We start from the raw sequence: 13,076 nt of genomic DNA, 5'->3' as shown, positions 1-13,076 counted from the left end.
CGGGGCCATTATATGCTGAAGAAAAAGGTCTCTTTGTTTAGTCCCGATGAATGAAATTGCCAGTTGATGTTGACCACATCCTTGATCACTTTCTTGAGCTTCGAGAAGTCGTTGGGCTTCTTGATGTAGATGTTGGCCCCGCCCACAAAGGTTTCTTCGATGTCTTTTTCTGCCGACGAGGTCGAATAGATCGCAATCGAAAGTTCCTTGAAACGGCTGTTGGCCCTGATTTCCTTCAAACAGTCGAATCCCGTCTTGCCGGGCATGTTCAAATCGAGGAACAAGATGTGCGGCATCTTGATGTCGGGGTTGTCAAGGTAATCCATCAGCTCTTTTCCGTCCTTAAAGAGCGTGACTTTGTTGGTCATCTTGAGTTCGGCCAAGGCTTCGCTAAAGAAGTTACGATCGTCCTCGTCGTCGTCCGCAAGCAGGATATGGATCGGATCTTTGTGTGTTATCATGGGGTTTGGGAAGGTTTATTTTTGTTTTGTTTTTGCAAATTTCAACGCGTCTACTCGACCTGGTTGACCAGCAAGCGGCGTTTGTCGATGATGCGCTTGAACATAGACGGCGTGAGTCCTGTGACTTTCTTGAACTGGCTGGACAAATGCGCCACGCTGCTGTAGTTCAACTTGTAGGAAATCTCAGTCAGCGTCAACTCTTCTTCTACAATCAGCTTCTTGGCGCGTTCGATCTTTTGGATGATGATAAAATTCTCGATCGAAGTAAAGGTGTATTCCGAAAAGATGTTTGCGATGTAGCCGTAACTGAAATTGAGCTTCTCTGAAAGGTAGTGCGATATGGTGGTCGATGGCAATTTGTCGCGTTCATACACCATCTCTACGATGGCATCCTTGATGCGTTGGATGAGTTGGCTTTTCTGGTTGTTCAAGATGTAAATCCCGTAACGGTTGAGCGATTCCTGCACCTCGGCAAAGCGTTCTTCGGTCACTCCTTCGTCTATCTCGATCTCGCCCAGATCGAGCAATTGGTATTTGACCTGGTGCTTTTCGAGTTGTTCCTGAAGTATCACCCGGCAGGCCATGATCCCGTCATATTTGATGTATAGTTTCATTGGCTGCTATGCTTAATTTTTGTTTTTGATTCGATAAATATAGGGCAAAAAACAAAACTGCCAAGTGTTCGGCAAAACTATTCGCCTCAAATTAATCCAGCAGTTCCCCAAATATACTATAATTATTTGACTTTTAACAGATTGTATCCGTCGTAGATTTCAACTTTTAACAACTATCCGTGAATGGTTTCCGACTTACCGTAACGCGCGATGACCGAAGCCTCGAAATCAAGCCATTCGCGCCAACGCTTCTCGACGTCGATGCCCGTACCATACTTGCGCGCATAGCCGATGAAAGTGGTGTAGTGGCCCGCCTCGCTTTCCATCAGTTCGCGGTAAAATTCGGCCAGTTCGGGATCCTTGATGTTTTGCGACAACACCTTGAAACGCTCGCAGCTGCGCGCCTCGATCATGGCCGAAAACAACAGCCGCTCCACCAAACCCGACACACGGCTACCATTAGAATTGCGTTTCATGTATTGCGCCAATTCGCCCACGTATTCGTCCTTGCGCTCGCGCCCTAGCTTGTAGCCGCGCTGCTTGATGATTTCGTGCACGCGCTCGAAATGTTCGATTTCTTCCTTGGCCAATGCGAGCATGTCGGTCACCAGATCGGGAAACTCGTTGTTGATCGTAACCAGCGTAATCGCATTCGACGCCGCTTTTTGCTCGCACCATGCGTGGTCGGTAAGGATTTCCTCGATGTTGCTTTCTACGATGTTGACCCACCGCGGATCGGTAGGCAGTTGCAGGCGAAAAGTAGACATGGTGTTCAAGTTTGCCCCAAATTTAACGTTTTCGGCGCAAAAAGAAAAAGGATCTGCGCAAATTGGTGCTGTATCACACCTATTTTCGTCGTTCGCCATCAATGCACACCGATGCAACGCTCCAAAAATCGACCCCAAAACACCCGTGCCTTACCCTAAAAACCCGTTCGGTTTTATGGCATTTAACCAGTGAATTTTCTCAGATCATGTTTGTTGTGAAAAATCTGTTGTAAAAAAATCACAACAGATTTTTTACAACAAACTGTAAAAATGTTTCTGAAAAACGCAAGCTGGACGAAGGTTTTCGTCGCCTACATCCAAGAAAAACACCTGCCAGCGCGTACTTGGAAAATGCGCAAAAGACATTGTACAAAAAGAGAAATCCGACCAGTGCACTTGCAAGGCGCTGGTTTTTTTGACAGTCGTAGTCGTGTTTCTGGAAAAATCCTCTTTTAAGGAGCTAGCTACATGTTGCTTGTATCGCGTTGCCCATAAGCAAGAAGTTTGCTTCGAACGTCAAGACAAATTCATGGTGGGCAACCAAGCGTCACCGCAATGCGGCGACCGGCGCAGCTCAACAATGATCTCATCGGGAGAAAAGCCGACGGTCGACCCCATTGAAACTTTAACAAAAAGTGCAGATTTTCTATACCCAAAAGTCATTTTGGTTTGTTAGGGGTAAACCTTACTCCCCCTTCCCTTACTAGTGACAAACTACATTTTTTTTCGATACCCGTCTTACAGAAAAACTGCCTATTTTAACTTCCCAATCCACATCACTTCACCCTATTCTGCTCACTCTCGGCGCCCGTACGTTCCCCGCCGTCCTTAGACGCGAACATCTTCCCGAACGCATACGTAAACGTCAGCGCCGCATACCGCGTGTCGCCCCAGTTCTCGTAATTGGCGTATGTATCCTGCAAATTGTTGATGGTGCCCGCATTGACGTTGCTGTAAAAAATGTCGTTCACCGTAAACCGTATCGTGCCCTGGTCCTTGAGCACCTTTTTTTGCACCCCGCAATTCACCGTATGTTTGGGGCGCGTCCCGACCTGCGCCGACGGCAGCGCCGAAATCACATTCCCGCCCAACTCGGCCTGCCAACCCTTGCCCAGTTTGAATCGGTTGTTGGCCTGCAGGTAAAACATCGTGCCTTCTGCCGTCAGGTATTGCGTATACAACGGGCTGTCGTACTTCATGTGCGTGACCTCGCAATACATATTGGCCGACCACCACTGGGCCACCGGAATGTCCGATTGGATGTTCCAGCTCACGTACTTGGTTTTGCTCAAATTGCCCGGGCGGCTGTAGTAAACCCCTTCTTTGATCTCGAGCGTTTCGTCGATGCCGTCCTCGGTAAACCCATAGCTTACCGTTGTATTGAAAAGACTTTTGTAACGGTACGACAACTCTACCGTATGCGAAAAAGATGGATTCAGGTACGGATTGCCCGTGTAAAACGTAAACTTGTCGAGCGGGCTCACGAACGGGTTCAAATCCTGGTAATACGGCCTGTTGATGCGCTTGCCGTAAGAGGTCACCAGTTGGTGATTGCCAATCGAATCCACTTTGTACTGTACATAAAGCGTAGGGAACAAATTGGTGTAATCGCGTCTGAATTGCGAGGCGGGCTTCATTACATTGCCCAATTGGTTCCCCTTAGAGATCGTGTGCTCGACCCTGAGTCCGGCCTGCAACGACCACCGTTTGAAATTGCGGCTGTAGTTCACATAACCCGCATGGATCACTTCGTCGTATTTGAAATGGTTGCTCATGTCGTAGTTCGGAACCGAAGCTGCGTCGGTAACGTCGGCATACTCGGTGACGTTGTCGGTGTGCGAGTAGCTCAATTTGTAACCCGTATCGAGCGTCTGGTCTTTCGGGAAAGCATGGCTGTAATCGGTCTTGAACGCATAAATGTCGATCACCCCCGGGAGTTTGCCCGTCGATTCGTCCGAGCTCGCGAGCCCACTGTCGGGACGAAACACATAATTGCTGAAATTTTGGATCGTCTTGTCGTCGTACCGCAAATAATCGACGTCGGCCGACCATTTCTTGCCTTCGGCAAATTCGTGGCTCCCATTGAGGTTGACGCTGGCGTTCTTGAACCTGTTGCGTTCGGAGTTCTTGGCCACGATGGTCGAATCGAGCACACCCGCTGCGTCGTACACCACGCTGCTGCCGTCCGACCGCTGGTTGCCGCGTCTTAACATCCCGCCAAGGTTGATGCCCAGCGTGGTCTTCTCGGTCGCATAAAAATAGGTACCCAAACGCAGGTTTGCGGTGTTGTTGCGCCGTTCGATGAGCGTCTTTTGGTCGAACAACGAACGCGTGCTGCCATCGGGATTGAGAAATTGCCGGTAAATGTCCAAATCGGTCACAAAAGCCTGTGTCGCATAGCCCGCGTTGCCAAAAACCCGCACCTTGCCCTGCATAAAGTTAAGACTCAAACCGTTGCGCGAATGCCAGCGTTTGCCCACCGAACCACGCGCCGTATAATTGCCGTTGAACCCTTTGGCCTTGCTTTTCTTGGTCTTGATGTTGATGATGCCCGCGCTGCCCGCCGCTTCATACTTGGCGGGCGGATTGGTGATGAGTTCGATCTGGTCGAGCGTACTGGCGGGCAACGCCTTGAGATAGGCCTCGAGTTCCGAACCCGAAAGGTACGTCGGTTTGTCGTCGATGAACACTTGTACGCCCGAACGCCCCTTGAAACTGATCGTCCCGTTTTGGTCGACGATGATGCCGGGCGATTTTTCCAGCACATCCATCGCATCGGAACCCGCACTCGATACCATCGCATCGACATTGACCACCGTGCGGTCGATCTTGTACTCGGCCAGCGGCTTTTTCTTTTGTACGGTGACTTCGGAGAGTTGCTGCGCTTCGGTCAACGTCAAGACGGGATTGGCGGTTGCCGATTGGCTGTCGACTACCGATATCGGCTGGCTCGCAAAAGTCTGGTAGCCGTTTTCATCGATGGTGATGACGTATTCGCCCGCCTGTAGGTTTTCGAACGCAAAAGCGCCGTCAGGTTGCGTGATTTCGGTTTTGACGAGCGTTTGATTTGTCGATTGGAGCAGCGAAATCAGGATGTTGCCGACAGGTTTTTGATTGGAATCCTTTACTATTCCCGAGATTTTGGCGGTTTGCGCCGATGTGATGCCAAAGCAAAAAAGGCATACGACTGCATAAATGATTTTCATTGGATTGATTTTGATTTTCTCGCGGCGTTTCGAACAGTTCGGGTACGCCTCGAGTGATTGATGATTAACGATAAAACAAATAGGTATGCAATGCTTCATTTTTGTAACAGCGCGAGCGAATGTTGCGGTCGTTTGACCGATGCTACCGCGGCAACGACAATACCCCAAAAATAAAAAGGCCTACGAAATCCGCAGGCCTTTGTTGTACAAAAACGTTGGTCTAGAACACAAAGATGGCGCGTTCGCTCATCATGTCGTTGACCTCCTCGCCCACTTGCGCGATGAGTTCGTCGTTGGTGTGGTTCATCAAAACGCGGTCGATCATGTCGACGATTTTCTCCATATCGGCCTCGACCAAACCACGCGTGGTGATGGCAGGCGTTCCGATACGGATGCCCGAAGTCACAAACGGCGACTTGTCGTCGAACGGCACCATGTTTTTGTTGACGGTGATTTCGGCCTTGACGAGCGCGTTTTCGGCTTCCTTGCCTGTGATGTTCTTATTTCTCAAGTCGATCAGCATCATGTGGTTGTCGGTACCGCCAGAAATCAGGTTGTAGCCGCGCTTCATAAACGCTTCGGCCATCGCCTTGGCATTTTTCTGGACTTGCATCGAATAGTGGAAAAACTCGTCGGTGAGTGCCTCGCCGAATGCTACGGCCTTGGCCGCGATGATATGCATGAGTGGCCCACCCTGGTTGCCCGGGAATACCGCCATATCGAGCAAATTCGACATCATCTTGATTTCGCCTTTTGGTGTCGTGAGTCCCCACGGGTTTTCGAAATCCTTGCCCATCATGATCATCCCGCCGCGTGGCCCGCGCAACGTTTTGTGCGTGGTGGTCGTGACGATGTGGCAATGCGGAATCGGATCGTTCATGAGTCCTTTGGCGATGAGTCCCGCCGGATGCGAGATGTCGGCCAACAACAATGCGCCTACACTGTCGGCGATTTGGCGAAAACGCGCAAAATCCATGTCGCGGCAATAGGCCGATGCACCCGCGATGATCATCTTGGGTTGTTCTGCCGTTGCAATCGCCTGGATTTTATCGTAGTCGAAACGTCCGGTTTCTTTTTCTACACCGTAAAATGCGGTTTCGTATAATTTACCCGAAAAGTTCACGGGCGAACCGTGTGTCAAATGCCCGCCGTGCGAAAGATCGAACCCGAGGATTTTGTCGCCCGGTTTCAAACAAGCCGCGTATACCGCCGTGTTGGCTTGCGACCCCGAGTGCGGTTGCACGTTGACATATTCGGCACCGAACAACGCCTTGGCCCGATCGATGGCAATTTGCTCGACCACGTCGACTACTTCGCATCCGCCGTAATAACGACGGCCCGGGTAGCCTTCTGCGTATTTATTCGTAAGGCACGAACCTGCGGCTTCCATCACCTGGTCGCTCACGAAATTCTCGGACGCGATGAGCTCGAGCCCGTGTATTTGCCTGTCTTGTTCTTCTAAAATAAGGTCGAAAATTTGTTCGTCGTGGTGCATATGATAATATTTCGTTAAAACTCCCCAAAAGTACAAAATCGGTTTGTTAAATAACGACTTTACTATATATTTGATGACTTAATTTTCAACACTAAACCCAGCGCAAAATGCCCATCCCTGCAAACGATCCGAACCGAAAATCCTGGCTGGAAGTACCCCAGGACAGCGATTTCCCGATACAAAACATCCCGTTCGGCGTGTTCATCACCAAGGACGACGTGGTCACCATCGGGACCCGGATCGGCAACCATGCGGTCGACCTTGGGGCATTGCAACAGCTCAACTATTTTGAAGGCATCGAACTCACCGACGACATGTTCATGCAGGACACGCTCAACGATTTCATTTCGGACGGCAAGAAAACCTGGCGACTGGTGCGCAACCGCATCGCCGAGATTTTTGACGCCGACAATGGCGAACTGCGCGACAACAAGGACCACCGCGCCGTGGTCGTGTGCTCGATGGACGAAGTCGAGATGCAGCTTCCGGTACAAATTGGTGACTACACCGACTTTTACTCGAGCAAGGAGCACGCAACCAATGTTGGGATGATGTTCCGCGACCCCGAGAATGCGCTGTTGCCGAACTGGCTGCACATTCCGGTGGGTTACCACGGGCGCAGTTCTTCGATTGTGCCGTCGGGCATCCCGGTACACCGTCCGATGGGACAAACCGTTCCCGCCGGTGAAAGGACCCCAGTTTTTGGGCCATCGCGTATGATCGACTTTGAGCTCGAAACGGCTTTCATCACCACCGATGTCAACATCATGGGCGAAAACATGCCCGTACACGAAGCCGAAGATTATATTTTTGGAATGGTGCTCATGAACGACTGGAGCGCGCGCGACATCCAAAAGTGGGAATATGTGCCGCTGGGGCCGTTTTTGGCCAAGAATTTCGCGACGTCGATTTCGCCATGGATCGTGACGCTCGATGCGCTCGAACCGTTCCGTACCAAGTCGCCAAAGCAAACCCCGACACCGCTGCCCTACCTGCAACAAAAAGGCAAGCATGCGTTCGACATCAATTTGGAAGTTTCCATCGAGCCAGAAGGCGTCGAACCGACGGTGGTATCTACGTCGAACTTCAAATACATGTATTGGACGATGAGCCAGCAACTGGCGCACCATACGTCGAACGGTTGCCGTGTCAATTCGGGCGACATGATGGGATCGGGAACAATATCGGGCCCTACCCCTGACAGTTTCGGGTCGATGCTCGAGCTCACCTGGAGCGGCAAGAATCCGATCAAGATGAAAGACGGCTCGGAACGCAAATTCATCAACGACAACGATACGGTGATCATCAAAGGCTGGTGCAAAAACGCCGAAACGCGAATTGGTTTTGGCGAGGTAAGCAGCAAGTTGTTGCCGCCGTTCGGGAGGAAATAGACCGCGAAAAGTTAAATTTCATATAGCCGCGGGATGCGGCTTTTTTTGATTATTTGGTATATTTGGCGATGACATTAAGCGCGTTTTGTAGTCTTCACTATCAACCGTTTCCATCAGCATGGCAAAGATCAACAACAAAACAACAGACGACTCACACAAAGCGCTGTTGCGAAATTTATCAAAAAATGACAAATCCTCTTCTAACGCCAGTAAAGGGTTAATCGCATCCCTACTGCTCGCCAGCTGCTCCCCTTTGATGTACATCGAAGAATATGGACTACAAACCGACGGCCGCCGCAAAACAGAACTAAGCGACTATGAATTTGAGGTACGTGGCGACACGATTGTCAAAACAAAATTGAGCAGCAAGTATTCGTTGTTTTACGACAAGCACGGGCGCCCGACCGAAATATGGCATTGGGGTAAGAACCAAAACAAGCCTGTCATCAAAGAAATGTTCAAGTACGACGACCAGAAACATACCATTACCTATGAATCGGTCCGTAAGGATACCATACTTGAGTTTTACACTGTCTATTCTTTCAACCGAAAACGACAACCAACCGGGAAAACGCGCTACGAAAAAGGCCTGAAAACCTCCTACCAGGTCAACGTATTTGAACCCAACCGACGAGACTTCATCACTTACAGCTACGACGAGACCAACACCTTAAAGGATAAATTCTTAACGCAAAAAAACAAAAAAGGCCAAACAACCAGGCAAGCATCCTACAATACCGACGGTAGTATCAAGAACTACTCGAACATTCTATACTACAGCAACGGACTCGAAAAAGAACACATTTGGTACCAAGCCGATGGAAAAATATGGTTCGGGTCCAAAGACATCAAATACAGCCGCAGCGGGCAACAAACCTATTCGGTAAACGCAACGGACAGCACCATACAATCTGCATTGGTGCAGCGTTTCGGAGACAGTATACGCACCGTTTATTTCAGCGATAAGAAGGCGACGGCGATAGAAGAGGCGATCATCTCATACAAGTGAAGGGGCTATCGATACCGCAGAAACCTCTTCATGCGACACATCATAAACACATCTCCCATCCTTAATCATCAAAACCTGCGGCGACTGATGCACCACGTTAAACCGTTGGGAAATCGCATCGGAAATATCGCGGTGCGCGAGCAAATCTAAAAAATACGGTATCACTTTATCCTGGAAATCGAATTCGCTTTCGAACCGCTTGAGCACCATCCGGCTGATCCCGCAACGCGTCGAGTGTTTGAAAACCAATATTGGTCGCGTGTTGGATTGTTCGACAAGTCCGTCCAATTGGGCAACGTGCGTCAGTTCGTTCCAATCTATCTTTGCATCTGGCTGCCCATCGCCAAACCAACCGTTTAAAAACCCCATAACTGTCTGATTTTAGGACAATTTGACATCTAATTTCCATTAGCAAATGTCAAAAAGTCAGATTATTCACCTTGGAATACCAATTGCAATGCGTCGGCCAAAGTTAACAAACGAAAGGAACAAAAAAATATGAATATAAATCTCTTAACAATCAAATCGCAGGAAGCTTTGCAACAGGCGCAATTGCTTGCGCAAAGTTACGGCAACGGACAAATCGAAAACGAACACCTTTTGAAGGCCATTTTCGAAGTCGACGAAAACGTCGCGCCGTTCCTGCTCAAGAAACTCAATGTGAATGTGCCGCTGTTCGGACAAATCCTCGACAGCACCATCCAGAGTTTCCCGAAAGTATCGGGCGCGCAAATTACGTTGTCGCGCGAAGCGAACTCGACCTTGAACGAAGCCGAAATCATCGCCAAGAAAATGAACGACGAATACGTTTCGATCGAACATTTGATCTTGGCCATCTTCAAATCGAAAAGCAAGGTCGCTCAAATCCTCAAAGACCAAGGTGTGACCGAGAAAGGCTTGCAGGCCGCGATCGATGAGTTGCGCAAAGGCGAACGCGTCACCTCGCAATCGGCAGAGGAAACCTACAACGCGCTTTCCAAATACGCCAAAAACCTCAACGAATTGGCCAAGACCGGCAAACTCGATCCCGTCATCGGGCGTGACGAAGAAATCCGCCGCGTCTTGCAAATCCTGACGCGCCGCACCAAAAACAACCCGATGCTCGTGGGCGAACCCGGCGTGGGTAAAACTGCGATTGCCGAAGGACTTGCGCACCGTATCGTCGATGGCGACGTACCTGAAAACCTCAAGGACAAAATCGTCTTCTCGCTCGATATGGGCGCGCTGATTGCGGGTGCAAAATACAAGGGCGAATTCGAGGAACGTTTGAAATCCGTAGTAAAAGAAGTGACGACTTCTGAAGGCGACATCGTTTTGTTCATCGACGAAATCCACACCTTGGTTGGTGCAGGCGGTGGCGAGGGCGCGATGGATGCGGCCAACATCTTGAAACCGGCGTTGGCGCGTGGCGAATTGCGTGCCATCGGAGCGACGACGCTCGACGAATACCAGAAATATTTCGAAAAAGACAAGGCTTTGGAGCGTCGTTTCCAGAAGGTTTTGGTCGACGAACCCGATACCGAAAGCGCGATTTCGATCCTGCGCGGCATCAAGGAAAAATACGAAACACACCACCAAGTGCAAATCAAGGACGACGCGATCATTGCCGCCGTCGAACTGTCGCAGCGCTACATCACCAATAGATTTTTGCCCGACAAGGCCATCGATTTGATGGACGAAGCCGCGTCGAAATTGCGTATGGAAATCAATTCAAAACCCGAAGAACTCGACGTTTTGGACCGCAAGATCATGCAACTCGAGATCGAAATCGAAGCCATCAAACGCGAAAACGACGAGAGCAAACTCAAATCGCTTGGCATGGAACTCGCCAATTTGAAGGACGACCGCAACGAAATTTTCTCGAAATGGAAATCCGAAAAAGACATCGTAGATGGCATCCAGGCGGTCAAAACCGAAATCGAAGACTTGAAACAGGAAGCCGAACGCGCCGAACGCGAGGGCAACTATGGTAAAGTGGCCGAAATCCGTTACGGAAAAATCAAGGACGCACAAACCAAATTGGAAGATTTGCAAAAACAATTGCAGGAAAACCAGTCGGGCGCTTCACTCATCAAAGAAGAAGTCACACGCGAAGACATTGCCGAAGTCGTGGCCAAATGGACCGGTATTCCCGTGACCAAGATGTTGCAGGGCGAACGCGAAAAACTGCTCAACTTAGAGGCCGAACTGCACAAACGCGTGGTCGGACAAGAAGAAGCGATCGAAGCCGTGGCCGATGCCGTACGCCGTAGCCGCGCAGGATTGCAGGATTTGAAAAAACCGGTCGGGACGTTTTTGTTCCTTGGGACAACGGGCGTCGGAAAGACGGAACTCGCCAAAGCGTTGGCCGAATATTTGTTCGACGACGAAAACGCAATGACCCGCATCGACATGAGCGAATACCAGGAACGCCACAGCGTGAGTCGATTGGTAGGCGCGCCTCCGGGATACGTCGGTTATGACGAAGGCGGGCAATTGACCGAAGCCGTACGACGGAAACCGTATTCGGTGATTTTGTTGGACGAAATCGAAAAGGCGCATCCGGACACATTCAACATCTTGCTGCAAGTTTTGGACGAAGGCCGACTTACCGACAACAAGGGTCGACTCGCCGATTTCAAGAATACGATCATCATCATGACGAGCAACATGGGCAGCGAAATCATCCAGGAGAAATTCGAAAACCTCAAGGGCGGCATCGAAGCGGCAACCGAAGCGGCCAAGACCGAAATCCTTGGTTTGCTCAAGCAGACTGTGCGTCCCGAGTTCATCAACCGCATCGACGAAATCGTGATGTTTACACCGTTGACTTCGGCAAACATCCAACAAATCGTCGGTTTGCAACTCAAATCGGTGACCAAGATGCTCGCGCAACAAGGCATCACCATGGATGTGACACCCGAGGCCATCGCCTATTTATCCGAAAAAGGATTCGACGCGCAATTCGGCGCAAGACCCGTAAAACGCGTCATCCAACGCGAGGTGTTGAACCAGTTGTCGAAGGAAATCCTGGCCGGAAAAATCACCACCGACAGCATCATTTTGATCGATGCGTTCGACGGCCAACTGGTATTCCGCAACCAAACCGATTTAAAGGAGTAATCCTACATGGATTTTGCATTTAAACCATATTTAGTCGTATGAATCTACAGATTCTAAATAAATTATCAACGTTTTAACACTAATACGCCATTATCGGCGTTAAGTTTACTTACATACTTCGATTTGCTTGGCTGTGCAATGTCAATTTTTACTAAACAAATAGATGTATGGACAAGACAAATGTCACAATCAAATTGCCAGGAAGAATCCTTTCTGAAAAAGAAAACCTTATCGACCTCGACGAACAGGAATTGGTCCAACGGCTGATCCGGCTGCTGCAAAGCAGGAAAAACCTCGTCAATGTGTCGTTTCAGTCCAAAGGCAATGCGCGCCAAAAAAGTACGAGCGCCATCACCAAGATTGAGATCCTTTTAGCGGATGAAGGCGGAGACTTCAACTATTACGAAGATTGACAGAGGGTCGGCACATGCCGGCCCTTCCTTTTGTAGTGTTTTGTAATTCAAAAAAATAGCTATATTTGACAAAAATCCGCGATGAGAACAACTTTGCTTTTGGGACTTTGCTTGACGGGCTTTGCGCTGTCTGCGCAGAACTACACCGTCGACAAACCCGACGCGGAAAAAACGGCCGTCAAGGCGCCCGAACCCATCGCCGACAAAGCCGACCGCAACGAGAAAGTGTTCCGAACACCCGAAGTCGATGCCAAGCCGCAACTCAAAAACCATTTGTCGTTGTCGGTACACGTGAGCAACAGCTTCAAATTTCCCGACCTCAAGAACAAGAAAGTCAAGATCTTCACGAGTTTTGTGGTCGAGCCCGACGGGAGCATGAGCGATGTGCGCACGTTCTACGTCAGCGTCAAGGATTTGGTGCCGGCCGAGCAAGTGGCCATCGCCACCGAGGAGCAAAAAGCCTACGAAGCCAAGCAAACCGAATTGCTCAAGGCCGAAGCCGTACGCGTGTTGGCGTCGTTCGACGAAAAATGGACACCGGCCATAGAAGACGGCAAGCCCGTACGCTGTTTGTACAACTACCCGATCAATTTCAACATCGAATAAAAAAAGCACCAT

12 protein-coding genes are annotated in these 13,076 nt (G+C 49.8%); 5 read left to right on the top strand and 7 right to left on the bottom strand.

The features are described 5' to 3' along the window. Window positions 1-8 precede the first annotated feature (8 nt). The 5 genes from BLP55_RS01950 to glyA all read right to left on the bottom strand — a co-directional run bounded on the left by BLP55_RS01950 (window position 9) and on the right by glyA (window position 6,543). The gene (locus BLP55_RS01950; RefSeq protein WP_091140623.1) at window positions 9-461 is read right to left on the bottom strand and encodes a response regulator; all 453 of its coding nucleotides are present in this window, start codon (window positions 459-461) and stop codon (window positions 9-11) included. Window positions 462-511: 50 nt separating this feature from the next. Beyond that, entirely contained in the window at window positions 512-1,075 is a 564-nt protein-coding gene (locus BLP55_RS01945) for a helix-turn-helix domain-containing protein (RefSeq protein ID WP_091140622.1), read from the bottom strand. Window positions 1,076-1,248: 173 nt separating this feature from the next. After that, window positions 1,249-1,842 (bottom strand): MiaE family protein, encoded by a 594-nt coding sequence (miaE, locus tag BLP55_RS01940; RefSeq protein ID WP_091140621.1) that lies wholly within the window; start codon window positions 1,840-1,842, stop codon window positions 1,249-1,251. Window positions 1,843-2,618: 776 nt separating this feature from the next. Further along, entirely contained in the window at window positions 2,619-5,048 is a 2,430-nt protein-coding gene (locus BLP55_RS01930) for an outer membrane beta-barrel protein (RefSeq protein ID WP_170826766.1), read from the bottom strand. Window positions 5,049-5,268: 220 nt separating this feature from the next. Then, complete coding sequence (gene glyA, locus BLP55_RS01925; protein WP_091140618.1) at window positions 5,269-6,543, bottom strand: serine hydroxymethyltransferase; 1,275 nt, start codon at window positions 6,541-6,543, stop codon at window positions 5,269-5,271. Between the two features lie 107 nt (window positions 6,544-6,650). Here glyA and fahA point away from each other — a divergent pair, with 107 nt between their 5' ends. Next, window positions 6,651-7,934: a fumarylacetoacetase gene (gene fahA, locus BLP55_RS01920; protein ID WP_091140617.1), complete on the top strand. Its 1,284-nt coding sequence runs from the start codon at window positions 6,651-6,653 to the stop codon at window positions 7,932-7,934. An 18-nt stretch (window positions 7,935-7,952) separates the two neighbouring features. Here the strand turns inward: fahA and BLP55_RS01915 are convergent, their stop codons facing one another. Next, window positions 7,953-8,198 (bottom strand): hypothetical protein, encoded by a 246-nt coding sequence (locus tag BLP55_RS01915; protein WP_091140616.1) that lies wholly within the window; start codon window positions 8,196-8,198, stop codon window positions 7,953-7,955. On the opposite strand from BLP55_RS01915, the gene BLP55_RS01910 reads away from it, so the two are divergent. Continuing rightward, on the top strand, window positions 8,191-8,943 hold the full coding sequence (locus BLP55_RS01910; protein WP_091140615.1) for a hypothetical protein: 753 nt from the start codon (window positions 8,191-8,193) through the stop codon (window positions 8,941-8,943). The two genes, BLP55_RS01915 and BLP55_RS01910, sit on opposite strands and share 8 nt — an antisense overlap. Here the strand turns inward: BLP55_RS01910 and ytxJ are convergent. Next, on the bottom strand, window positions 8,932-9,312 hold the full coding sequence (ytxJ, locus tag BLP55_RS01905) for a bacillithiol system redox-active protein YtxJ (protein ID WP_091140614.1): 381 nt from the start codon (window positions 9,310-9,312) through the stop codon (window positions 8,932-8,934). The two genes, BLP55_RS01910 and ytxJ, sit on opposite strands and share 12 nt — an antisense overlap. A gap of 129 nt (window positions 9,313-9,441) precedes the next feature. On the opposite strand from ytxJ, the gene clpB reads away from it, so the two are divergent. The 3 genes from clpB (at window position 9,442) to BLP55_RS01890 (ending at window position 13,064) form a co-directional block, all read left to right on the top strand. Next, complete coding sequence (gene clpB, locus BLP55_RS01900; RefSeq protein WP_091140613.1) at window positions 9,442-12,045, top strand: ATP-dependent chaperone ClpB; 2,604 nt, start codon at window positions 9,442-9,444, stop codon at window positions 12,043-12,045. A gap of 167 nt (window positions 12,046-12,212) precedes the next feature. Beyond that, window positions 12,213-12,458, top strand: a complete 246-nt coding sequence (locus BLP55_RS01895) for a hypothetical protein (protein ID WP_091140612.1) — start codon at window positions 12,213-12,215, stop codon at window positions 12,456-12,458. Window positions 12,459-12,539: 81 nt separating this feature from the next. After that, the gene (locus BLP55_RS01890; protein WP_139149561.1) at window positions 12,540-13,064 is read left to right on the top strand and encodes an energy transducer TonB; all 525 of its coding nucleotides are present in this window, start codon (window positions 12,540-12,542) and stop codon (window positions 13,062-13,064) included. Window positions 13,065-13,076 lie beyond the last annotated feature (12 nt).

The organism is Flavobacterium caeni (assembly GCF_900101895.1).
GTDB classification, from domain to species: Bacteria; Bacteroidota; Bacteroidia; order Flavobacteriales; family Flavobacteriaceae; genus Flavobacterium; species Flavobacterium caeni.
This window is presented reverse-complemented; position numbering and strand designations above follow the sequence as displayed.

Coding starts and splice junctions, on each gene's coding strand:
- BLP55_RS01895 (WP_091140612.1), top strand. CDS start 12,213: ATGGACAAGACAAATGTCACAATCAAATTGCCAGGAAGAATCCTTTCT.
- BLP55_RS01945 (WP_091140622.1), bottom strand. CDS start 1,075: ATGAAACTATACATCAAATATGACGGGATCATGGCCTGCCGGGTGATA.
- fahA (WP_091140617.1), top strand. CDS start 6,651: ATGCCCATCCCTGCAAACGATCCGAACCGAAAATCCTGGCTGGAAGTA.
- BLP55_RS01930 (WP_170826766.1), bottom strand. CDS start 5,048: ATGAAAATCATTTATGCAGTCGTATGCCTTTTTTGCTTTGGCATCACA.
- glyA (WP_091140618.1), bottom strand. CDS start 6,543: ATGCACCACGACGAACAAATTTTCGACCTTATTTTAGAAGAACAAGAC.
- BLP55_RS01910 (WP_091140615.1), top strand. CDS start 8,191: ATGTACATCGAAGAATATGGACTACAAACCGACGGCCGCCGCAAAACA.
- ytxJ (WP_091140614.1), bottom strand. CDS start 9,312: ATGGGGTTTTTAAACGGTTGGTTTGGCGATGGGCAGCCAGATGCAAAG.
- BLP55_RS01950 (WP_091140623.1), bottom strand. CDS start 461: ATGATAACACACAAAGATCCGATCCATATCCTGCTTGCGGACGACGAC.
- BLP55_RS01890 (WP_139149561.1), top strand. CDS start 12,540: ATGAGAACAACTTTGCTTTTGGGACTTTGCTTGACGGGCTTTGCGCTG.
- clpB (WP_091140613.1), top strand. CDS start 9,442: ATGAATATAAATCTCTTAACAATCAAATCGCAGGAAGCTTTGCAACAG.
- miaE (WP_091140621.1), bottom strand. CDS start 1,842: ATGTCTACTTTTCGCCTGCAACTGCCTACCGATCCGCGGTGGGTCAAC.
- BLP55_RS01915 (WP_091140616.1), bottom strand. CDS start 8,198: ATGTACATCAAAGGGGAGCAGCTGGCGAGCAGTAGGGATGCGATTAAC.